Source organism: Pseudomonas sp. HMSC063H08 (assembly GCF_001813645.1).
GTDB classification, from domain to species: Bacteria; Pseudomonadota; Gammaproteobacteria; order Pseudomonadales; family Pseudomonadaceae; genus Pseudomonas; species Pseudomonas aeruginosa.
Map to the genome: position 1 here is coordinate 69,287 of NZ_KV813465.1, position 21,978 is coordinate 91,264.

A 21,978-nucleotide genomic window follows, 5' to 3' on the forward strand; every position below is an offset into this window, starting at 1 on the left:
TTCGTATATATAGTGTTAGCACTCTCGGTGGTAGAGTGCTAAATAGCAAAGCTGCCACTTATCCTGAACAAGGAGTACTCCGTGGCAGACGTGCATAAGGTTGTCTTTTACCCGGTCGGAAACGGGGACACCACCCAGATTGTCCTGTCTGGCGGCCGCCGCGTTCTCTTCGACTTTTGCCACCGCGATAGAGCCGAAGATACCGACACCCCGGAAATCGACCTGAAGTCCCGTCTCAAGGACGAACTGAAGGCAGTCGATCGCGACTACTTCGACGTGGTGGCTTTCACTCATGCGGACCTGGATCACATCCAAGGCAGCACCGACTTCTTCGAGCTTCAGCATGCCAAGAAGTACCAAGGCGAAGGCCGGATCAAGATTCGGGAGCTTTGGGTTCCAGCCGCCATGCTGCTGGAGGAGGCCGACAAGGACCATCAGCAGGAAGAGTTTGTACTGCTCCGGCAAGAGGCGCGACACCGCCTACTGGAAGGCAAGGACATCCTTGTGTTCTCGAAGCCGAAGGCGCTCGCCGATTGGCTCGAACCTCGACTGAAAGAACGGGGAGAAGCGGCTTCGGCGCGCGATCATCTCTTCATAGACGCCGGCACAATTGTCCCCGGATTCTCGCTGGCCAGCGATGGGGTTGAGTTCTTCTGCCACTCGCCTTTCATCAAGCATTGTGACGAAGGAGACATCATCCGCAACCGCGCCTCGCTGGTGTTCAACGTACGTTTCCTGGCAGATGGCGCGTATTACGACTACCTGGAAGTGGGCGATGCCACCTGGGAGGAAATGGAAGACATCGTCCGCACGACGAGGTACCACAAGAACGATGATCGCCTCGCCTGGGATCTGTACAACATCCCGCACCATTGCAGCTATCTGGCACTCAACGAGGAAGGCCAGAAAGGCGACAAAGAGACTGAGCCGAAGCCGCTGATCAAGGAACTGTTGCTCCAAGGGAAGCGCGACGCCTACATCGTCAGTTGCAGCAAGCCCATTCCAGACATCAAGGAGTCCTACGAGCAAGTGCAACCACCGCACATCCAAGCCCGCAACACCTACGAGCGCTACTTGAAGGAAGTCGGCGGACGCAAGTTTCTGGTGACGATGGAGGAGCCGAACGCCAACAAGCCAGAACCGATCGTTTTCGAGATTGCCAGCGGCGGCGTTACCTGGAAGCGTTCAGCGTCCATCGGCGCGCCGGCCATCATCACCTCAACTCCGCCGCGCGCAGGCTGACGAGCTGGATGATGCCGGATGCGTACCACGAGCTCGCTAACGTCGTAGAGGTCAAGGACGCCAGCGAACTAACGATCCCCCGTGCGAAAGCGCTGTTTGGCGCGGTCCAGCGTCAGCGCGACTATTCGCTTGTCCAGATTCTCCGCCATCCCGTTGACGGCGATCCGACGCTCGAATGTCTCGTCGTGGAGGTCGAGTGTGACGACGTACCGCCGAAGAATCCGGTCGGCATCCGGTACCGTGAGCGCTTGGCGCTGTGTGTCCCCAATGACCCCAAGAGGCTGATCGAGGTGTTGGCGCTGCGTCAGGACTTCCCGATCCTGATGCATCAGAACCAAGGCGTACCCGGCACCCCTGCGAGCCTATGCCTGTATTTCGAGCCAGCCGGAGCGGTAATGCGCACCTGGACGCCCGAAGCATTCCTTCGTCGCATCCAGTGGTGGCTGGAGAAGAGCGCCCGAGGCGAGCTACACGCGGCGGACCAGCCGGTTGAGCATCTCTTCTTTGCCAGCAAGTACGAACTCGTTCTGCCGTGGAATCTGACCGAACTCCGCAAAGATCCCGCTCTGCGTTTCGCCATCGTTCTCCGGCATGAACGCCCTGACGGCGGTTTCACTTGCTTTCTGGAACCCATTGCGAAGACCGCCCCGCGTGTCAAGACGACCAAGCACATTGAACTGGCGCTGCCCCCCATCGTGCACGGCCTCGTCGAGCGTGATCCTGTAACGCTGGGGCAACTGGCGGATGTACTGGCACGACGCGAGGTAGACCTGATTGGTCCTCTACGGGAAGCGCTACAGGCTGACATCGATGAAGCAGGCACGACCGCCTCGGCTGACGACAAGGGCACGATCATCCTCTTGCATATCCCCATTCGCCGAAGCGTCGATGCCGAGCCCGATGGCGTCGCGCATCGGGCATTCCTCGTACCGATTGGCGGCCTCGAACTCGGCATCGCCTGCGGTGCATTGTTTGTCCATGAAAAACGGTACTACAAGGACCTGCTGAACCAGCAACCAGCAACGGCATGGCGCGAGCAGCCCATCCTGCCCATGGCTGTCCTGACTCAAAACGACCGAACGGCGGCGATGCGTCAATCCGGGGTCACGGAAGAAGGGCCAGCGGGCGTATTGGTCGGCGCAGGCTCGCTCGGCAGCGCGCTGCTAAATCTATGGGGCCGCAGCGGCTGGGGACGTTGGACGGTTATCGACAAGGATCACATCAAGCCGCACAACCTCTCTCGGCACGGTGCCTACGCGCAACACATTGGCGAGACCAAGGCCACGGTGGTCGCAGGATTACATGCCGCCGCAATGGAAGGAGCGACCGAGATTGTCCCAGTAGTGGCTGATGGCTGCGACTTTGCACAGGCGGATGTTGCACAGGCGCTCGCCGGCGCCGCACTGGCCATCGACGCCTCGACCACACTTGAATACCCACGAGCGGCCAGCGTGGTCGATACCCTTCCGCGACATTTCTCCGTCTTCGTCACGCCGAACGGCAACGCTGCAGTGCTGCTTGCCGAGGATGCGAAGCGGATGCAACGGCTTCGCACACTGGAGGCGCAGTACTATCGCGCACTGATCCAGCAGGACTGGGGGAGAGTCCACCTCGACGGCCACGCGAGCACCTTCTGGAGCGGGGCGAGTTGCCGCGACATCTCACTCGTGATGCCTTACTCGCGCATCCTGGGCCAGGCAAGCACGCTGGCGGAGCAGATCCAGGCCGCTGTGGCGCGCGAGGATGCCCTGATTCGGATCTGGCAACGCGATCCTGCGCGTGGCGGCGTCGAGGTGCATGATGTGCCAGCAGTGCCCGAGCGGCGTATCGCGCTGGGTGAGCTTGACCTCTACATCGACGACGGTGTCGAACAACAGTTGCGGGTTTTGCGCCAGCAAAGCTTTCCCAACGAAACCGGTGGCGTGCTGCTCGGGTACTACGATTTCAACATCAAGGCTGTTGTCATCGTCGCCGGTTTGCCAGCGCCCTCCGACAGCAAGGCCAGCCCCGACTCCTTCGAGCGTGGCGTCGCCGGACTTGCTGAAGCGGTCAAGGACGCCGCCAAGCGCACCGCGGGCATGGTCGGCTACGTCGGCGAATGGCATAGCCATCCGCCTGGCCACTCCGCATCTCCGAGCCGGCACGATCTCGTGCAACTCGTCCATCTGGCACTCGGCATGGCCGATGACGGCCTGCCGGCTGTTCAGCTCATCGTCGGAGAGCAAGACCTGCAAATCTTGCAAGGTGCGGTGCAGTGATATGCCAGGCGAGATGATCTTGAAGATATGGGACGTTGAACATGGCGCCTGCGCCATGCTCACACATCGCTCTGCCTACGGCGTGGAAGGGCGCCTGGCGATGATCGACTCGGGTGACAACAGCACCACAGGCTGGAAGCCGAGCACCTACATCAAGCACTACCTGAAGCGCAACGTTCTGGACTACCTGTTCGTGACGAATGCGGACCTCGACCACATCAGCGATCTGAACAACCTGTGGAAAGAAGGAATCACGGTATCCACGTTCTTCCGCAATCGCAGCGTGTCACCCGAAGTCATGAGGATCATCAAGGAGGCCAGCGGCGAACTGACCGAGGACATCGAACGATACTTGGACATTCATGCTGGCTACGTCTACCCCGTGGACGTCCCCTTCGATGAGAGTATGGGAGGCATCTCGGTGCGGACGTTTTGGAACTCGACGCCACCCTTTTACGACACGAACAACCTGAGCATGGTGGCATTCTTCAAGTACGGGCCATTCAAGATTCTGTTTCCCGGCGACCTTGAGGAAGACGGATGGCTGGCGCTGCTCGAACAGCCGGCATTTCGAGCTGAGCTCATCGACACGACCGTGCTCGTGGCATCCCACCACGGCCGAGAGAACGGCTACTGCCGGGCGCTATTCGACTACTGTCACCCGCGAGCGATCGTGATGTCCGACAAAGCAATCGTCCATGATACGCAGGGGATGACTCAGACCTATCGCCAGCGCGTCATAGATCACTGGCCGAACGGAGTTCTTGTCGCCACGACTGGAAAACAGCGCCGTGTGCTCACGACGCGACGCGATGGCTGGATTCAATTCAACGTCAATGATCGTGGCGATTTCACCATCTATACGGAGTGCTATGGATGAGGGACACCAAAAACTACGGCAGCAAGACACTCAAGGGCCGCAACCTCGCATGGCTGGTGGCGACGCTCATCCTGGACTTTCTCGTCCTTCTGGTCCTTGCCTTCCACACCGCGATCGAGGATCTGACGCCGACTCGACTGGCGGCCGTTCGCGCCAGCCTGACCGCACTGTTGCCGATCCCGGTGCTGATCTTCTCGTCGCTGATTTCGGCCGACCACAAGGCCATCCTCGTATTCTGGCGCTGCAAGCATCCGTTGCCGGGTTCGCGTGCCTTTTCCGTGCACGCGCCGGCGGATCACCGCATCGACCTGACGAAGCTGAAAAAGAACGTCGGCGAGTTCCCTGTGGGTGAACGCGACCAGAACGCGAAGTGGTATGGCCTCTACAAGCAGGTCGATTCAGACCCCTCGGTCGTGGACAGCCACAAGAACTATCTGCTGTTCCGCGACATTGCCGCGATGTCGCTGCTGCTCGTGCCCATAGTTCCCGCGGTGATGTATTTCAGTGGGTTGGATACGCCTCGCATTCTGATCTCGACCGCTTGGTTCCTGGGTCAATATCTGGTCGCGGCATTCGCTGCGCGCACGACAGGCATCCGCTTCGTGCAGAACGTGCTGGCCGTGCATGCCAGCCGGAAAGTGACGAACTCGCGGAAGAAGGAGGCTGATGGATAGGTTCTGGTGCAGCCTCGTACACAAGGTCCTCCAGATGGCAGCGTATTGATCTTGACGGGAGCTTCCAGCTTCCCCGTTTTTTGCATCCTGAGCAGCCCATAACGCTCGCTGCTGTTGTCGCGTCAAACCGGAGAGTGCCGATTCCGGTTTGACAGTCGCTTCCATCGCCCCCCTGGAGTCGACTACCCACCCTGATCGTTTTCACGGTGGCTCGACATGCCAGCTCCCATATCCAACCCATTTGTAGCGCAGTGGCGCCTGCTTGCGGCCGGACTCTTGGCTGTGCTGCTCGGCCCCTCCGCCTGGGCCGCCGATGTGCTCGTCGTCACCGACAGCCGTCATCCGGTGCAGGCCCCGGCCGGCGTGCGGATCATCGAGCTGGACCAGGCCACGCGCATCAAGGTCGAACTCGCCGCGCACCTGCCGGCCGACCCGCAACAGGCCGCAGCCCTGGTGCGGCAGCGGTTGCATGACGGCGGCGAGGCCCTTCAACGCCGCATCGGCCACGCCTACCAAGGTGTCGCGGATGCCTGGGGACTGGGCATCGCCAAGATTCCCGCCGTGGTGGTCGATCGACGCTATGTGGTCTACGGCGAGCCCGACGTGTCCCGCGCCGTCGCGCGCATCAACGCCTACCAGAGCGCGCAGCCATGAGCCTCCTGCTGGCATGCCGCCGCCTGCGCGCCACCGTCGCCTCGCTGCTGCTGAGCGCGGCCACGTCGACGTTCGCCCTGGACACCGCCACCATCGTCTCGTCGGCGCTGTCCCCCGACTGCCTCGAATACCGCGTGGTCGGAATCTGCTACTGGCTGTACTGCACGCCCTTCGGCTGCTCGGTGCGCACCTCCGTCAAGGTGCGCCACTACGTCCCCGATGCGGTGGTGTCTAGCTACTCGAATACCGGAGAAAACCCGTGGCTGGAAGTCAGGGCGATGAGCATGCCTAACCCGACCGCGAAGGCTGGCGGTGACGGCACGACCAATCACGACAACGAGAACAACCTCGCCAAGTTCAAGAACGCCGATGTCATCGGCCATCCGGCCGGGATGGTGTTCAGCCAGTTCGCCAGCGCCTCCGGCTACACCTGCGAAGGCGCGGGCACGGCCTTCATGCCGTATCTGCTGAGCACGCTCGACACGATCGCCTGGCGCTACAACATCCCGGAAGCGTTCTACCCCGAAGCGCTCATCCCCGGCCGGCGCGAAATCGGTACGCGCACCGGCCTGAACCTCTGGGGCAACGTGTATCCCCGCGGCGGTTTCTTGCACCAGACCGACGACCACAAGAGCGGCGCCGTGGTCGCGCAGCGCGCCGGCGACATCGTGACGCGCCGCAACCAGATTCACGTGTACCAGCCTCTGCTGGCCAACGCCCGCGACGGCTACTGGCCGGCCGGCGCGCTGATGGAGACCGACGCCTCGACGGGCAAGTGGCAGGAGCTGACGCCCACGCTCTCGAACAGTTGCGTGGTCTTCCCGCACAGCCGCACCCGCGTGCAGGCCCAGCAGGGCGACTACGCCTGGGCATTGTGGCGGCCGTACTCCTGCTGCCGGCGCCGTGGCCAGGTCTTCCTCGGCAGCGTCGATTTCATGTGAGGAACCCACGATGAACGCCTCCCTCCCTGACTTCCTGCGCCGCGCGAAGCCGCACCTGCGGGTCACGCTGCTCGTGGCGGTCATCACGCTGGTCGTCGGCGTCGCCTGGGCACAGACCCGCATCGACCCCAATGGCGTGAACGTCAGCGGCAGCGTGATCGGCGACGACGTGCTCTACAGCATCGGCGGCGGCCGGGCCGTGTCGATGGGGGGTGCCGGCAACATGCAGAGCATCGGCGTCGGCGTCGGCTGGAACAGCAACCTGATCTGCGGCGACATGAGCATCACCACGACGCTGCAGAACCAGCTCAACGGCATCACCAACGGCTTCCAGACGATCATGAGCAACGTGATCCAGAACGCCACCAGCGCCGTGGCCTCGCTGCCGGCGCTGATCATCCAGCGCGCCGACCCGGGCCTGTACAACCTGCTCACCAACGGCATCCTGCAGGCGCGCCTGGATTTCGACCGCTCGAAGATGACCTGCCGGGCCATCGCCAATCGCATGGCGGACATGGCCGGCGGCCAGGCCGGCTGGGACCAGCTCGCCGAGGGGATGGCGCTGCGGGATGCGGTCAGCAGCACCGACGCCGTCTCCGCCATCGAGCGGGCCGAGTCCAACAAAGGGAACAACGGCGTGCCATGGGTCGGCGGCGGCAACGCGGGCGGCTCCGGTCAGAGTTCGATCAAGGTGGTCGGCGATGTGACGCGCGCGGGCTACAACCTGCTCAACGGGCGCAGCGCCACCGATACCTCGTCGATCGCGCGCAGCGCCTGCGGCAACCGCCTGACCTGCCAGACCTGGTCGTCGCCCCAGGCGGCCGCGGACTGGGCGACCCGCGTGTTGGGCGAACGCGAGCAGCGCACCTGCGAAAACTGCACGAAGACCCAGACCACGCCTGGCGTCGGGCTGACGCCAATGATCCAGGAAGAGTACGAGACCAAGCTGCAGGCGCTGCAGGAACTGGTGACGGGCGCCCGGCCGACGACGCTGGCCAATCTCGACGCAGCCGGCAGCAGCTCGCTGCCGATCACCCGCGGCGTGATCGAGGCCCTGCGTGACGAACCCGACCAGGACGTGCTGGGCCGGCGCCTCGCGTCCGAGGCGGCGCTGTCCAGCGTGCTGGAGAAGGCCCTGCTGCTGCAACGCACGTTGCTGACCGGCAAGAAGGAGCCGAACGTCGCTGCCAACGAGCTGGCCGTGCAGGCGGTCGACCAGGAGAACAGCGCGCTGGAGCAGGAGATCAACAACCTCAAGACCGAACTGGAGCTGCGCCGCACGCTGGCCGGCAACTCGGCGATGGCGATCATCCAGCGCCACAGCACCCGCGCGGCCGGCTCGCGCGGCGTCTTCGAGGGCGACACCACACGCGACCGTCTGCGGGAAGTCCAGAAGCCGCGGAGCGGTACGCCATGAGCCGGCTGGCCTGGCTGCGGCTGCCATGGCTGTTCAACCGCCGCGTCGGCGTGGCGCTGCTGTGGACCTTGCTGGTGGCCGCCGCCGCGGTGGCGGTGAACATCGCCGGCATCCACGTGGTCGGCGGCGTCGAGGGCTGGCAGCACTGGCTGCAGGCGCACGCCGGCCACTTCTTCGTGTGGCGGCTGTGCCTCTACGGAGCGACGGCTTACGGCTGGTGGTGGATGCGTCGGCGCCTGTTGCGGCGGGAGCCGTCCCGCGAGACGCATCAGCGCCTGCTGCGCACGGCGATCGCGGCCGTGATCGCCGTGGTCGCGCTGGAAGTCAGCCAACTGTTGCGGCACGGCTGAGACCGGGAGGCAGGCATGACGCTCTACACCACGGACTACCTGGAGTATTACCTGACCCTGGTGGCTTGGGTGGTCAACAACGGCATCTGGAGCATTCTCGTGGCCAGCGGCGTGTTCGCGCTGCCGTTCGTGGCCATCGTGATCCAGGAGTGGCTCAAGGCCCGCAGCGAAGGTGCGGACGAAGGCAACAAGGGCGTGCTGTCGTCGATGCGCATCGAGAACCGGGTATGGGTGGCGATCGTGGTCATCATGTTCGCCGGCATCCCGTTCATCCCGGTGGATCTCGCCACGATCAGGTTCGACACCACGCGCTCCGCGCAATGCCAGGTCAACGTCCCGCTGCCCAACGACACGGGCTGGTCCAACGTCTACACGGCGCTCAACGACCAGAGCGCGCTGGTGCCGGTGTGGTGGTTCTTCATGCACGCGCTGTCGAAAGCCGTGACGGGCTCCGCGGTGGCAGCGATTCCCTGCGGCACGGACCTGCGTCAGATTCGCATGGATGTGGATGCCACGCGCATCGACGATCCGGTGCTGGCACAGGAGGTCGCCGACTTCACGCACGACTGCTACGGGCCGTCGCGCGCCAAGCTGTTCATGAACCGGCCGACGCTCTCCGACGAGCAGATGAACGACGTCACCTGGATCGGGTCGAGTTACTTCCTCGACACGCCCGGCTTCTATGACACCTATCGCGCCAAGACCCCACGCACGGCCTGGCCCTACGACGCGACCCGCGATGCGGGGCTGGCACAGGTGGACAGCGGCGGCGGCTATCCGTCCTGCCGGCAGTGGTGGGCCGATGGCGGCCAGGGACTGCGCAGCCGGCTGCTGGCACAGGTCGACCCGGACCTGCTGACCCGCATCGGGCGCTGGGTGGGCTTCCTGTCGCAGAGCGAGGTCAATGACTCGGTGATCCGCGCCGTCGTCTCACCGCGGCAGCAGAAGATGAACCAGGGCGCCGTCTACACCGATTACGGCGGCCAGATCGACAAGACGCTGCCGAACATCGTCACGCGCGGCGCGAGCGACCTGGGGCTGACCGTCGGCTCGCTGGGCTTCTTTCCGGCGATGGACGTGGTGCGCCAGGCGCTGCCGATGGTGCTGACGATGCTCAAGATGGCGCTCGTCATCTGCATCCCGCTGGTGCTGCTGATCGGCACCTACGACCTGAAGACGGTGGTGACGGTGAGCTGCGTCCAGTTCGCGCTGTTCTTCGTGGACTTCTGGTTCCAGCTCGCGCGCTGGATCGACAGCACGATCCTGGACGCGCTCTACGGCTGGGGGTTTGGCGCCGACAGGCCGCACACGAACTTCGATCCGCTGATCGGCTTGAACAACGCCTTTGGCGACATGCTGCTCAACTTCGTCATGGCGATGATGTTCATCGTGCTGCCGACGTTTTGGGTCATGGCATTGGCTTGGGCAGGCGTTCGCACGGGAAATATCGTGCAGGGGTTGTCCACCGCCACCTCGGACGCCAAGGGCGCTGGGGGGCGTGGCGCTGGTATGGCAATGAGCGCCGTATCGAAGAAGTGACCGCCGTTCAGTCGTCGTCGGTCACATGCGGGTCGATGCGCCAGTCGCTCTTGTCATAAAGCCCGAAGCCGTTGGGGCCTTCCCTCCACTCGGGTTGCGGTTCCTCTTGATCAGAGTCGTCGTGCTGCACGAGCCATGCAGCAGTCACCGCAAAGGCAAGCAGCAGGGCCAGCCAGAACGCGGAGTAGAGCAGCGCACCGAGCACGGCGAGCTTGACGATCCAGAGCACCGCCGTCGCCGCGCCCGCGGGCACCCCGCGCGTCACCAGCCAGCCGGCGACACGCTGCTCGCGGCGGAGGTATCCACGCCAGGCACGGCCAGCCCCCCGGCCCAGCCGGTGGCTCCAGCGCCCGTTGTGCGTGTTGGTGCTCATGCTCATATGCCTCGGCTTCAGTGGTGCCTCACCTCGCGGAGCGGCCGGTCGTGGCCTGCCCTCCAGCATAGACCGCGATCAGGAGGGCGGGTTGCGGCCGGCAGAGCCGGGTTGGCTCGGGCCGCAGGTCGATTAGATTCTGAGCGATAAATCAAACCTTATGCTACTTTCCCTGCACGTTCTTGCAATGGCTCTAGGGGTCGATTGGATTCTGTGTTATTTTTATAGCATGAATGGAAATTCTCGGCACCAGGTAATCAAGCGACTGCAGGCGGGACTCCCCCGTGGGGCGCCGTTCGACCTTGCCACCCTGAGCCAGTTCGGGGTGTCGCCCCAGCTCGCCGCCCACTATGCCGACGGCGGGTGGCTCGTGCGCCTGGCCCATGGCGTCTATGCCTTCCCGAACGATGAGTTCGGGGTCTACGGTGCGCTGAAGTTCCTGCAACAGCGCGTGCCCGGCCTGCACGTCGGCGGCAAGAGCGCCCTGGCCCTGCAGGGGGTGCGGCACAACCTGGGCAGCCGGGAGGCGCTGGTGCTGTGGGGCGACGGTCGCTTCGCGTTGCCGGCCTGGTTCACTTCGCGCTTTCCGGCCCGCTACGTCCACGCCCGCCTGTTCGACTGGCCGGACACGGCGCTGGCCGGCAAGACCCTGACCACGCCGCCTGGCCTGCCCGAGGATCTGCGGGTGGCAGCCCCCGAGCGTGCCGTGCTGGAGCTGCTGTACGAAGCCGGCGTCAAGCAGAGCCTCGAAGAGGCCCGCAACCTCTTCGATGGACTGCGTTCCCCCCGCAAGGACTTGCTCGGGCAACTGCTGTCCTGCTGCGCCAGCGTGAAGGCCGTGCGCCTGTTCCTGACCTGGGCGCGCGAGACCAGCCTCGTGGACGTCGATGCCCTGCTGGAGCAGTACCCGGTTCGCACCGGCAGCAACACGCGCTGGATGAGCCGGCTCGATGACGGCACCTTGCTGAGCCTGAGACCTCATGGATAAGACCTACGCGGACACCGTTCGCCTGCTGCTGGCCGTCGCGCCCGACGTGTTCGCCAACGACATCTTCGCCATGAAGGGCGGCACGGCCATCAACCTCTTCGTGCGGGACATGCCGCGCCTGTCGGTGGACATCGACGTGGTGTACCTCCCGTGGCAGACGCCGCGCGACGAAGCGCTGCAAGCCATCAACCAGGAGCTGGCCGCCATCGCCGCGCGCGTTGCGCCACTGGGCGTGCAGACACGCCTGGTTCGCGCCAAGGACCTGGGAGACACCAAGCTGATCGTCGAGAACGACGCCAGCCAGGTGAAGATCGAGGTCAACGTCGTGTTCCGCGGCAGTGTGCTGCCCGTCGAGCGGCGGCCGCTGAGCGCCAAGACCAGCGATCTGTTCGGCGTCGAGTTCGAGCTGCCGGTTCTGGCACCGGACGAGCTGTACGCCAGCAAGCTGGTGGCCGCGCTGGATCGACAGCACCCCCGCGACCTGTTCGACGTGTGGCAGCTCTACGAATCGGGCGACATCAGCGACGGCATGGTCGAGTGCTTCGTGATCTATCTGGCGGGCCACAACCGGCCGCCCCACGAAGTGCTGTTCGGCAACGACAAGGACATCGCCGGCGAGTACGAGCGGGCCTTTGTCGGCATGACCGAAGTGGACTGCTCCCTGGAGACGCTGCTCGACGCTCGCGCCAGGATGCGGCGCGAGCTGCCACAGCGACTGAGCACCGCGCACAAGCAGTTTCTGAGCGGGCTGGCGCGCGCAGAACCGGACTGGTCGCTGGTGCAGTGCCAGCACGCCGCGCAACTGCCGGCACTGCGCTGGAAGCTCGCCAATCTCGAAACCTTCCGCAAGCGCCGTCCCGACGACTTCGCAGCGCAATCCGCCGCCCTCGACACCGGCTTGGGCCAGAGCTGACGAACATCCCGCAGCTACCGGCTTGCCGGGATTGCCCCATGCCGCATTCATCGTGGCACCCGCGCAGCAGCGGCCCTATACCCAAAAGCTTCCGACAAAGGCCAAAGGGCTGGGAAGGGGCAAAGGAAGGGCGCCAAGGGGAAAGGCCCTATCCTGAAAAGGCCAAAAGGCGCCCCGAGCAGCCCGTCATCCGGGGTTCGCCATGCTCTCGCTGTTCCAGCGCAAAAGGGTGCCACCCGCCGCCGGCACACCGCCCACATCCGCCATCGAAACTCCGAAAGGGGCGATGCGGCCGGAGTCGGCCGCATCGCTGCTGACCACGCCGCGTCGGCAGAAACTGCTGGAACACATCTGGCAGCGCACATCGCTCTCGCGCCGGCAGTTCGCCACGCTCTACCTCGCCCCACTGGAGCGCTACGCCGAATTGGTCCAGCAGTTCCCGGCCTCCGAGAACCACCACCACGCCTATCCGGGCGGCATGCTGGACCACGGCCTGGAGATCGTCGCCTATGCGCTGAAACTGCGGCAGTCATACCTGCTGCCTGCGGGCGTCACGCCGGAGGCACAGGCGGCCCAGGCCGAAGCCTGGACTGCAGGCACGGCCTACGCGGCCCTGCTGCACGACATCGGCAAGATTGCGGTCGATCTGCACGTCGAGCATGCCGACGGCAGCGTCTGGCATCCCTGGCACGGCCCGCTGCGAAAGCCCTACCGCTTCCGTTACCGAAAGGAGCGCGAGTACCGCCTGCACAGCGCCGCCACCGGGCTGCTCTACGCGCGCCTTCTCGATCGGGACATCTTCGACTGGCTCAGCGGCTATCCCGACCTCTGGGCCGCGCTGCTGTACGTGCTGGCCGGCCAGTACGAGCACGCCGGCACGCTCGGCGAGCTGGTCGTGCAGGCCGACCAGGCATCGGTCGCCCAGGAACTCGGCGGCGATCCCAGCAAGGCGCTGGTGGCGCCCAAGCATGCTCTGCAACGCAAATTGCTCGACGGCTTGCGCTACCTGCTCAAGGAAGCGTTCAAGCTGAACCAGGCCGGCCCGGCGGACGGTTGGCTGACCCAGGACGCCTTGTGGCTGGTGAGCAAGACCGTCTCCGACAAGCTGCGCGCACATCTGCTATCGCAAGGCATCGACGGCATTCCGGCGAGCAATACGGCGGTGTTCAACGTGCTGCAGGATCACGGCATCGTGCAGCCAACGCCGGATGGCAAGGCGATCTGGAAGGCTACTGTCACCAGCGACGCCGGCTGGTCGCACGCCTTCACCTTCCTGAAACTCTCGCCGGCGATGATCTGGGATGCCGCCGACCGGCCGGCGCCGTTCGCAGGCCGTGTGCAGGTCGAAGAGGAACAGGCGGAGCCGACGCCGCAGGCGACAACGGTGGCCGATGGGCCGCGCGCCGAAGGCATCGAAGCTGCATCCGCGAGCACGGCGCCGATCGCATCCGCAGCCATGGACACCGGCGTGGCCGCGCTGCTCGACCTGCTGGGCGACACCGCTCTACCCACAGCGCCGGAGATCGCCGAGGCCGAGCCGACCCCTTCGACCGTGCCCCCGCCGCAGATGAGCCTCGCGCCTTCCCAGGATCGCGCGGAGCCCTCCGGGGCGCACTTCATGGCCTGGCTGCGTCAGAGCATCCAGACGCGCAAGCTCATCATCAACGACGCCAAGGCCCTGGTGCATACCGTCGTCGGTACGACCTACCTCGTCAGCCCCGGCGTGTTCCAGCGCTACGCGCAGGAGTACCTTCAAGTCGCCGCGCTGGCCAAGCAAGAGAAGCTGGAGGGGTGGCAGTGGGTACAGAAGCGCTTCGAGAAGCTGGGACAGCACCGCAAGCAGCCGAGCGGGCTGAACATCTGGACCTGCGAAGTCACGGGGCCGCGCAAGTCGCGCCGGCTGCACGGCTACCTGCTCGCCAGCCCGGATGCGCTGTTCCAGGAGACGCCGCCAGACAACCCATACCTGCGGCTCGTCAACGAGGCCGCAAAGCGCGAAGATTCAGCCCTTGGGGGCAAGGACGACGATCAGGCGTAGTCATGCGACCGCTGTGCGGGCCGGCTTCAATCTGCGGATGGGGCCGACTCTGCCAGCTTGGCTTCGGTCAGAGTCATCAAGTGGGCGGAACTGCATTTCAGCGCACGGGCAATCTTGAGGATGAGAGGGAGCGTGGGGACATGCTCGCCGCGCTCGATCTTGCCCATGTGCGACCGTTCGATGCCGGCCATGTGGGCCAGCGTTTCCTGAGCGATGCCCTGGTTGGTTCTTTCTTCCCGCACGGCAGCCCCAAACGCGATGGCTGGTTCCGCTTCGTAGGTAGTGGTGCCGGTGGGGCGGCCCCTTTGGATCGAACGCTTTGGCATTGCCAAGAGCGTCGAACACGGTCACGATTTAAACCACGTTAAACTTAACTCATTCAACGGCTTCGAGATCAGTTGCCACGAGTTCACCGCCTGGGGGAGCTGGACGTGGAATCGAGTGACATCACCGCCGAAATTCGCATGGCCGTCCTCGGCGAATGGGTGCCTCCCCAGCTCGCCGACGTGCTCGCCCTGCAGCGTGCCGAAGAGCCGGAGACCCATGCCGTCCTGGCCGGCTGGACAGATCCCGGTCGAGGCGCGGAGCTGCCGGACGACGGCTTCGACTTCGCCTTGTCTGCGGTTGCCCGGCAGTGGCCTGGCTGGGTATGCGAACCGCTGTGGCATGACACGCTGGCGGTCGCCGTGGCCAAGCGCTCCCACCTGCTGGCCTACCGTGAAGTGCCGTGTCAGGAAGTGCTCAAGCAGCCGTTGATCTGCTCGCAGTCCACGGCTCATGAACCATGGCGCATGACCGTGCAGCGCGTGTTCGAGAACGCGCTGCAGGAGCGGGAGCAAACGGTGGAGACATTCGATGTGGTGATGACGCTGGTTGCCGCCGGGTACGGGATCACCATTGCGCCCGCCGCGAGACTGGCGAGCTACCTACGCCGAGGCATCGCCATGCGGCCGCTGGCCGGCGCACCAACGATCGTGATGGCTTACCTGCTCCGTCGCGAGGCTTCCTTGTCGGACACCCAGGCAAGATTCGCCCACCGCGCGCGCTTGGTGTCCTGACGGACGCGTGGGGATCGCGGTTTCGCCACGATCCCGCATTCCTGCTGCTAGGCGACCCCGACTCGCGGCGGGGTCCATTCGCTCTCCTTCACGGCTGTGCTCACCGCTATGACGAGCTTGTCGAGATTGCCGGCCGTCACGCCCTCCAGTGCCGAACGCCCCCGCAGCATCGAGCGCGGTTGCAGCAGTGCATGGTAGATCTGCCAGGGGTCCGCACCCCTGGTCAGCTTCAGGACGGACTGGATCAGCTCGTGCTTGAGTGGGTCGAGGTGCCAGTCCGGCACGCGCTGGCCGCGGTTGCCTACGTTCAACGCCAGCAAGTTGCCCGCCTTGATCTCGTAGCTGATCCACCTGCGGGACTTGCCCGCCATCTTGGCAAACGCCGCGACGGGAAGGTTGTGCGGCGCTTCGAAGACATCGAACAGTTCCATCCTCTCGCGCTGAATGTCCGAAGGCACCAGCGGCGCGGCTGATCGAGGGGGCGCAACCGCCGGCAGCCGATGTGCGGCGGCAGAAACCAACGGCATGGCGTCACCCGGCTTCGTCACCAGCAGGATTGGCGAAGCGCTAACCGGCGTGGAGGGTGCATTTGCGGTTTGCTCACTCTGGAATGCGGGCACGCCTTCCAGATGCACGGTGAGTGGCATGCTGGCCGCCTCGACCTGGTTCTGCTCGAAGAGGTCGAGCCGATCGGCCCAGTCCTGCATCATGCGGCGACGCTGCTCCACGTACTCGGCATGGTTGTAGGTCGCGCTGACCTTGTTGGGATCGACATGCGAGAGCTGTGCATCCACCCAGACCTTCGGGTAGCCGATCTCGTTGAGCGCAGTGGACATCGTGCCGCGGATGCCGTGCCCAGTCAGGCGTTCCTGATAGCCCATGCGCTTGAGGGCACCATTGAGGGTGTTCTCGCTGATGCGCTTCTTCAAGTCGCTGTCGTGCCGGAAGAGGTGGCGCTGGGCCGGCTTGAACTCATCCAGCAGGTGCCGGACGATCTCCATGGCCTGAATCGACAGCGGCACGATGTAGGGCGGGATGTCCTTCGCCTGCTGCCGCTTCTTGCGCATATCCAACTGGAGTTGCTTCACGACGTCGGGCGGGATGATCCACAGCCCACGGTCCAGATCGAATTGATCCGGCGTCGCCTGTCGCAGCTCTCCGGTTCGCACGCCGGTCAACAGCAATAGCCGCAGCCCGAGCTGGGTCTGCCGCCTGCCGCGATAGCTGCGTAGCCGCTGCAACAGCTTCGGCAGCTCGGCCATGCGCAGGAACGGGTTGTGATTGACGGGTGGCAGTGGCATCGCCACCACATCGAGATCGGAGGCGGGGTTCTGTTCCAGGCCCGGCACGATCACCAGCGCGTAGCGGAACAGTTGGTTGAACCACGTCCTGACTTTCTCGGCGACGGAGAGTGCCTTGCGCTTCTCGATCTTGGCGATCACCTCCAAGAGGTCGGGACGCTTGATCTCATAGACCGACCGCTTGCCCAAGGCGGGCAGCACATCCTTGTCGAAGATGCGCGGAAGTATCGAGAGGGTCGTCTGCCGGCCTTCCTTGAGGCTGAGCCCGCGATGCTTGAGCCACTTGCGATACACCGCCTCGAAGGTGTTTTCGTCGGCGAGCCGGACAGCGGTGCGCTTCTGCTTGCGGTGAACGCGAGGATTGGTGCCTTTGGCCAGCAGGGCGCGCGCTTCGTCGCGCAGGCTGCGGGCCTCGCGAAGCGTCACCTCCGGGTAGGTGCCGAGCGACATCCGCTTCTGCTTGCCCGCCCAGTAGTAGCGGAAGTGCCAAGTCCTGCCCCCTGCAGCCGTGACGGCCAGGGAGAGGCCATCCAAGTCAGGGAGGGTGTATGCCTTGCCAGTTGCCTTGGCCTGTCGAACGGCCAGGTCTGAGAGTGCCATGCTCTTGCTCCTGAACATGAGTCAGGAACCAGATGCTGGTCACGTCGACCTCGCCCCTCCATCAACAATCCGGAATCAGCCGCGCCCGCAAAAATGGACTTGTTTGTGGACTTAAAAGTCCCGGCTGTAGGCGGATCGCAATGGACCACGGCAGAACATCAAAGAGAGGAAAAGTCCTTGTGTGGCAAGGACTTGCAGACTCTCTTGGACTTCTGCGGAAGTCCGCAGATTGATGCAGTGGAGCGGGCGAAGGGAATCGAACCCTCGTCATGAGCTTGGGAAGCTCAGGTAATGCCATTATACGACGCCCGCTCGGACGGCTTTTGCGGCCAGGGCGCCTTTTTACCAGATGCGCGGCGGCAGGTGAAGCCCGGGGCGGGGGTTTTGTTGATTTCGCTGGGTTTTTCCGCCAGGGGAGCGGGGCTCCCCGTGGCGGTGGCGGTTAGCTGGCGAGGGCGGCGAGGGGGACGCTGGCGCCGTTGGGCTGGGGGCGGTAGATCGGGTTGAGCGGCTGCGTGCGCTGCGGGCGGAGGAAGGCCAGCAGGGCGTCCTGGGTCTGTTGCCAGGCGGCCTTGTGCTCGACGTCGATGAAGTGGCCGGCATTGCGGATGGTGTGGAATTCCGCGCCGCGGATCAGTTGGCCGAACTGGCGGGCTTCGTGGGGCGTGGTGTAGATGTCCAGCTCGCCGTTCATGAACAGCACCGGGATCTCGATGCCGGCGAAGCTCTCGGTATAGCTATCGGCGTTCAGGCGCAGCACTTCGCGGATATGGAAGTGCATCTGGTGGTATTCGTGCTCGTCCAGGCTGCTGACGTGGCGGAAGTTGTAGCGCTTGAACAGCTGCGGCAGGTAGCGGCCGATGGTTTCGTTGACCAGGTTGCCGACCTGGGTGCGATCGCAGGCGGCGAGGTAGTCGAGGCCGCGATGCAGGTAGTCGAGCATGGCCGGGTTGAGCTGAGGCGAGAATGAGTTGACCACCGCCCTGCGGATCCGTCCGGGACGCTGCGCCAGGGCCAGCAGGGTGGCGACGCCGCCCCACGAGAACGACATCACCACGTCGGCGCGGAAGCGTTCGATCAGTTCCAGCAGGATCCTGGCCTCGCATTCCTTGCTGATCGGCGTGCGGTTTTCGTTATGGGGTTTGGACTGGCCGGCATACGGCTGGTCGTAGAGCACCACGTTGTAATGCGGCTGCAGGTACTTCACGGTCTGGGCGAAGGACGCTGTGGTCGACAGCGAGCCGTTGACCAGGATGATGGTCTGCTGCGCCGAGGGGTTGCCGTAGAACTCGGTGTGAATCCTGTATTGCCCGTGGATCTCGATGATGGCTGTTTCCGGCCTCATGTCGCTTCCTCCTGGAATCGTTCGATGGGAACGCGGCGACCTGCTTGTCGCGGCGAATACAAAATGCTCATGGGCAGATGAAAGCGCCTCCCAATGACAGTTGAATGTCATTCGGATGGATTTAATAAACTTTTAATTTTCAACGACTTACAGGCAAATAGAGTTCGTCCGAAACCCTTTCGGGTCTTGGCGATGCGGCTATTGGCCGGGCAGGAAAGGCCGGCGCCGAAGCGCGGGCAGTCACGCGGGCTTTCTTGGAAGTCGTTTGTGACCGATCGGTCACAACGTGAGCGTCAGTTAAGCAGCCGGCGTGCCGGGCTGCAAGCCCTGTTTCGCTTGTGGATGGGGGAAGAAGGGAAGGAATCCGACGAAATGCCGCCGGGCAAGCGCCGATGCCGCGATTTCGGGGGGCCGGGAAGGAGAGGGGCGGCGCGGCCGCCGCCCCGGTGGTTCACTTGAGCAGGCTGGCGATGACTTCCGGCGTGCGTGCCGCACGTGCCACGGCGCAGCTCTGCGGAGCGAGGAAGCGCGAGGTTTCCAGCCACTTCGGCTGTGGGTAGTAGGCGAACACGTAGCTGCCGCGCTTGAGGGTGTTGATCAGCCGGGCGGCCACGGCCGGGCGTACCGCAGGGCAGCCCTGGCTGCGGCCCAGGCGGCCGAGCCCGGGAACCACCCTGGGATCGGCGTAGGCGGCGGAGTGCATGACGATGGCGCGTTCTTCGCTCTTGTCGTTGAAACCCGGCTCCAGGCCAACCAGGCGCAGCGACTGGCCGTGCTTGCCGGTATAGAGCTGGCCGGTCTGGAACAGCCCGATCGACGACTGGTAGCTGTTCGGCCGGTTGGAGAAGGAGGTGGCAAGGTCATCGCCGCTGTTCTTGCCGTGGGTCACCCACTCTTCGAAGAGCAGCTTGCGGGCCTTCAGGTCGAATACCCAGAGGCGCTTGTCGCGCGACGGCCGCGAGTAGTCGATCACCGTCAGCAGGCCGTTGTCGTCACCCTGGCTCGCACTCGCGCAGGCATAGGCGGTGAGGGCCAGTTCGAGGGTCGGCAGGCTGGCCTGGGGAGCGAGTTTCTGAAGGTCCTTGGCGGAGGGAAGTGGCATGGCGAACACCGGCCCGCTGGCCAGTGCGCAAAGGGTGGCGCCCGCCAGGCTCAGCCTGCGCAGGGCGGCACGGAGGAAGGTTGGCATACGAGCAGTATTCCCATCGGTTCAGTGTGGTTTTTACCGGATGAGAGGCATTGTGCTCGATTTTTGAACAACTTGCCGACTACTTTTTAAGCGATTTCGTCGGATTGTTCGGTGTTTCCGTGGCGATCACCGTGAAATCGGAGTCGCTGTGGGTGTCCCGGGTCGAGGCCCAGTCGGTGATCACCAGGGTACTGCCGACGTCCATGGCGCTCAGCATTTCGCGGACGAAGGTCGGGTCCATGCGGATCTTGCCCAGTTGCTCGGAGGGTGTCAGGCCCTGTCCCGGGTTGCTCACCTGGACCACCGACCAGCGCAGGTTCGGCGAGGTCTCGCCGATTTCGTCCAGGGTCGGCTTTTCCAGCAGCGAGAACACTGCCATGCCGGTTTGCGGGCGTGCCGGCAACTGCACCGGTGCGGTGCCTATGCGCTGGCCGCCGCGGTAGACATAGGCGCGCTGGTCGGCGCGGCTGATCAGCACCGACAACGGACCGCGCTCCGCGCCGGGGTCGTTCCAGGCGATCTCTCCGGGCTCTACCGGCAGCGTCACCGGTCGCCCGTCCGCTACCGTCGGCGCCAGCAGGCCGGGGTGGTCGACTTCCTTCGGCGCGCTGCTGGCGTTGGAAATGATTACCGTGGTGGAGCTGAATCCGGTGATGCCGTAGAGCTTCTTGGCGAACGCCATGGGCAGGCGGATGCAGCCGTGGGAGGCGGGATAGCCGGGCAGGTTGCCGGCGTGCAGGGCGATGCCGTCCCAGGTAAGGCGCTGCATGTAGGGCATGGGCGCGCTGTTGTAGAGGTCGGACTTGTGGTCGACGCTCTTTTGCAGGATCGAGAACACTCCGGTCGGGGTCTCCCGGCCCTTCTTGCCGGAGCTGAGGGTGCTGACCCCGATGGCGATACCGTTGCGGTAGATGTAGGCCTTCTGTTCGGTAAGGCTGACCACGATGGTCACCGGTCCCTGCGGGGAAACCTCCGGGTACCAGAGGTACTCGCCGGGCTTCATGCTCTTCAGCCGCGCCTTGATGTCGGCCGGCGGCAAAGGCGCGTTCGCTGGGCTGGCGGGCGCCGCGTGGAGGCTGCCGACGGCGAAGGCCAGCAGCAGTACGGCAAGGGATCTTTTCATCGGCGCTTTCTCTTGCTCCATGCGGGAAAGGCTGTCGCTCCGACAGACGCCATTCAGCTTAGCGTCGCTCGCGACGGCCGGCCAAACCCCTGCGGTCCGGCCTCTTTCGGTGGACAGGCGGCGGGCGGCGGGGTTTCACACCGAACAGATTTCTTCAGCATTCAGGGGGCGCCAGGCACCCGGCGGCAACTGCGGGTCGAGACAAATATCGCCCATGCGCTCGCGGTGCAGGCGCAGCACCTTGTTGTCGAAGTGGCCGAACATGCGCTTGACCTGGTGATAGCGGCCTTCGTGCAGGGTCAGGCGGGCGCAGCGTGGGCCGATCGGTTCGAGCTGCGCGGGGAGGGTGATCAGGTCTTCGAAGCGGAAGTGGAGGCCGGCGGCGAAGGCATCCACGTAGCGTTGGTCGATGGGCGCCTCGGTTTCCACGTAGTAGACCTTGTCGCGCCGGCTGCCCGGCAGGGTCAGGCGGCGCGACCACTGGCCGTCGTTGGTCAGCAGCATCAGGCCGGTGGTGTTGTAGTCGAGACGACCGCCAATGTGCAGGTCGTCGCGCTGGTCTTCCGGGAACAGATCGAGGACGGTCGGGTGTTGCGGGTCGCGGGTGGCGCTGACGCAGCCCATCGGTTTATGCAGCATGTAGTAGCGCGCCGGCTTGCCAGCCTGGAGCAGCTGCTCGTCCAGTTCCACCCGGCTGAAGACACGCACTTCGTGGGTGCCGTCGCGCACCACCTGGCCGTCCACGCGCAGGCGTCCACCGGCGATCAGCATCTGCGCGTCGCGGCGGCTGAGTTCGGGCAGGTTGGCGAGGAAGCGGTCCAGGCGCATCAGTCGTCGGCGTCGGGCGGCAATAGTTGCGCGCAGCGCGGGCAGAGGCAGGCACGGCGGCGCAGCTCGGCGGGAATCCGCTCCAGCGCGGCCGCATCGATTTCCGTGGTGAAGCACCAGCAAGCCTGGGCGGCGCTAGCGGGATCGGCCAGGGTGCAGCGGTTGGATTGCTGGCACAGCGGGCAGCGGCCGGGGTCGATTTCGCTGTTCATGGCGCGGTGGATGGCTGGCGGGTGCCCAGGGTGCAGCGCCCGGCGCGCGGATGCA

At 64.5% G+C, this 21,978-nt stretch carries 21 protein-coding genes and 1 tRNA gene; 13 read left to right on the top strand and 9 right to left on the bottom strand.

What is annotated here, in order from left to right:
* The first annotated feature begins 81 nt into the window (after positions 1 to 81).
* The 9 genes from HMPREF2924_RS17335 (at position 82) to HMPREF2924_RS17375 (ending at position 9,955) form a co-directional block, all read left to right on the top strand.
* Positions 82 to 1,242: a ComEC/Rec2 family competence protein gene (locus HMPREF2924_RS17335; RefSeq protein WP_019486741.1), complete on the top strand. Its 1,161-nt coding sequence runs from the start codon at positions 82 to 84 to the stop codon at positions 1,240 to 1,242.
* 11 nt (positions 1,243 to 1,253) lie between these two features.
* Positions 1,254 to 3,500 carry a Mov34/MPN/PAD-1 family protein gene (locus tag HMPREF2924_RS17340; RefSeq protein ID WP_019486742.1) on the top strand — a complete coding sequence of 749 codons (2,247 nt, stop codon included), beginning with the start codon at positions 1,254 to 1,256 and terminating at the stop codon, positions 3,498 to 3,500.
* Position 3,501: 1 nt separating this feature from the next.
* Positions 3,502 to 4,380: a ComEC/Rec2 family competence protein gene (locus HMPREF2924_RS17345; protein WP_019486743.1), complete on the top strand. Its 879-nt coding sequence runs from the start codon at positions 3,502 to 3,504 to the stop codon at positions 4,378 to 4,380.
* Complete coding sequence (locus HMPREF2924_RS17350) at positions 4,377 to 5,054, top strand: hypothetical protein (protein WP_010792116.1); 678 nt, start codon at positions 4,377 to 4,379, stop codon at positions 5,052 to 5,054. Before HMPREF2924_RS17345 ends, HMPREF2924_RS17350 begins: the two co-directional genes overlap by 4 nt.
* A 216-nt stretch (positions 5,055 to 5,270) precedes the next feature.
* On the top strand, positions 5,271 to 5,708 hold the full coding sequence (locus HMPREF2924_RS17355) for a TIGR03757 family integrating conjugative element protein (protein ID WP_023083163.1): 438 nt from the start codon (positions 5,271 to 5,273) through the stop codon (positions 5,706 to 5,708).
* The gene (locus HMPREF2924_RS17360) at positions 5,705 to 6,649 is read left to right on the top strand and encodes a TIGR03756 family integrating conjugative element protein (RefSeq protein WP_023083162.1); all 945 of its coding nucleotides are present in this window, start codon (positions 5,705 to 5,707) and stop codon (positions 6,647 to 6,649) included. The genes HMPREF2924_RS17355 and HMPREF2924_RS17360 overlap by 4 nt, the downstream gene beginning before the upstream one ends.
* 10 nt (positions 6,650 to 6,659) lie before the next feature.
* Positions 6,660 to 8,066, top strand: coding sequence for an integrating conjugative element protein (locus HMPREF2924_RS17365; protein ID WP_023083161.1), 1,407 nt, complete (start codon positions 6,660 to 6,662; stop codon positions 8,064 to 8,066).
* Positions 8,063 to 8,416 carry a hypothetical protein gene (locus tag HMPREF2924_RS17370; protein ID WP_003140982.1) on the top strand — a complete coding sequence of 118 codons (354 nt, stop codon included), beginning with the start codon at positions 8,063 to 8,065 and terminating at the stop codon, positions 8,414 to 8,416. Before HMPREF2924_RS17365 ends, HMPREF2924_RS17370 begins: the two co-directional genes overlap by 4 nt.
* Before the next feature lie 15 nt (positions 8,417 to 8,431).
* Entirely contained in the window at positions 8,432 to 9,955 is a 1,524-nt protein-coding gene (locus tag HMPREF2924_RS17375; protein ID WP_023083160.1) for a conjugal transfer protein TraG N-terminal domain-containing protein, read from the top strand.
* Between the two features lie 7 nt (positions 9,956 to 9,962).
* Here HMPREF2924_RS17375 and HMPREF2924_RS17380 read toward each other — a convergent pair whose 3' ends face one another.
* On the bottom strand, positions 9,963 to 10,334 hold the full coding sequence (locus HMPREF2924_RS17380) for a DUF3742 family protein (RefSeq protein ID WP_031632010.1): 372 nt from the start codon (positions 10,332 to 10,334) through the stop codon (positions 9,963 to 9,965).
* A gap of 223 nt (positions 10,335 to 10,557) precedes the next feature.
* Here HMPREF2924_RS17380 and HMPREF2924_RS17385 point away from each other — a divergent pair, with 223 nt between their 5' ends.
* From HMPREF2924_RS17385 to mobH, 3 genes are all read left to right on the top strand, one after another.
* Positions 10,558 to 11,316 (top strand): type IV toxin-antitoxin system AbiEi family antitoxin domain-containing protein, encoded by a 759-nt coding sequence (locus tag HMPREF2924_RS17385; protein WP_017462895.1) that lies wholly within the window; start codon positions 10,558 to 10,560, stop codon positions 11,314 to 11,316.
* Positions 11,309 to 12,229 (top strand): nucleotidyl transferase AbiEii/AbiGii toxin family protein, encoded by a 921-nt coding sequence (locus HMPREF2924_RS17390; protein ID WP_019486756.1) that lies wholly within the window; start codon positions 11,309 to 11,311, stop codon positions 12,227 to 12,229. The genes HMPREF2924_RS17385 and HMPREF2924_RS17390 overlap by 8 nt, the downstream gene beginning before the upstream one ends.
* A 202-nt stretch (positions 12,230 to 12,431) precedes the next feature.
* Positions 12,432 to 14,267, top strand: a complete 1,836-nt coding sequence (gene mobH, locus HMPREF2924_RS17395; protein ID WP_023083157.1) for a MobH family relaxase — start codon at positions 12,432 to 12,434, stop codon at positions 14,265 to 14,267.
* Positions 14,268 to 14,293: 26 nt separating this feature from the next.
* On the opposite strand, the gene HMPREF2924_RS17400 is transcribed toward mobH, so the two are convergent.
* Complete coding sequence (locus HMPREF2924_RS17400) at positions 14,294 to 14,593, bottom strand: helix-turn-helix domain-containing protein (RefSeq protein ID WP_003282197.1); 300 nt, start codon at positions 14,591 to 14,593, stop codon at positions 14,294 to 14,296.
* 105 nt (positions 14,594 to 14,698) lie between these two features.
* Here HMPREF2924_RS17400 and HMPREF2924_RS17405 point away from each other — a divergent pair, with 105 nt between their 5' ends.
* Positions 14,699 to 15,325, top strand: coding sequence for a LysR substrate-binding domain-containing protein (locus tag HMPREF2924_RS17405; RefSeq protein WP_019486759.1), 627 nt, complete (start codon positions 14,699 to 14,701; stop codon positions 15,323 to 15,325).
* 47 nt (positions 15,326 to 15,372) lie between these two features.
* Here the strand turns inward: HMPREF2924_RS17405 and HMPREF2924_RS17410 are convergent, their stop codons facing one another.
* The 7 genes from HMPREF2924_RS17410 to HMPREF2924_RS17440 form a co-directional block, all read right to left on the bottom strand.
* On the bottom strand, positions 15,373 to 17,226 hold the full coding sequence (locus HMPREF2924_RS17410; RefSeq protein ID WP_023083156.1) for a tyrosine-type recombinase/integrase: 1,854 nt from the start codon (positions 17,224 to 17,226) through the stop codon (positions 15,373 to 15,375).
* Positions 17,227 to 17,464: 238 nt separating this feature from the next.
* Positions 17,465 to 17,538, bottom strand: a tRNA-Gly gene (locus HMPREF2924_RS17415).
* Between the two features lie 130 nt (positions 17,539 to 17,668).
* Positions 17,669 to 18,571, bottom strand: coding sequence for a (R)-3-hydroxydecanoyl-ACP:CoA transacylase (phaG, locus tag HMPREF2924_RS17420; RefSeq protein ID WP_003085447.1), 903 nt, complete (start codon positions 18,569 to 18,571; stop codon positions 17,669 to 17,671).
* A gap of 451 nt (positions 18,572 to 19,022) precedes the next feature.
* On the bottom strand, positions 19,023 to 19,760 hold the full coding sequence (locus HMPREF2924_RS17425; protein WP_003124252.1) for a murein L,D-transpeptidase catalytic domain family protein: 738 nt from the start codon (positions 19,758 to 19,760) through the stop codon (positions 19,023 to 19,025).
* 79 nt (positions 19,761 to 19,839) lie between these two features.
* Complete coding sequence (locus HMPREF2924_RS17430) at positions 19,840 to 20,883, bottom strand: L,D-transpeptidase (protein WP_003134392.1); 1,044 nt, start codon at positions 20,881 to 20,883, stop codon at positions 19,840 to 19,842.
* Between the two features lie 135 nt (positions 20,884 to 21,018).
* Positions 21,019 to 21,711, bottom strand: a complete 693-nt coding sequence (locus HMPREF2924_RS17435) for a pseudouridine synthase (protein WP_003085458.1) — start codon at positions 21,709 to 21,711, stop codon at positions 21,019 to 21,021.
* A complete protein-coding gene (locus HMPREF2924_RS17440; protein ID WP_003085460.1) occupies positions 21,711 to 21,923 on the bottom strand; it encodes a cysteine-rich CWC family protein in 213 nt (70 codons plus the stop codon). Before HMPREF2924_RS17440 ends, HMPREF2924_RS17435 begins: the two co-directional genes overlap by 1 nt.
* Positions 21,924 to 21,978 lie beyond the last annotated feature (55 nt).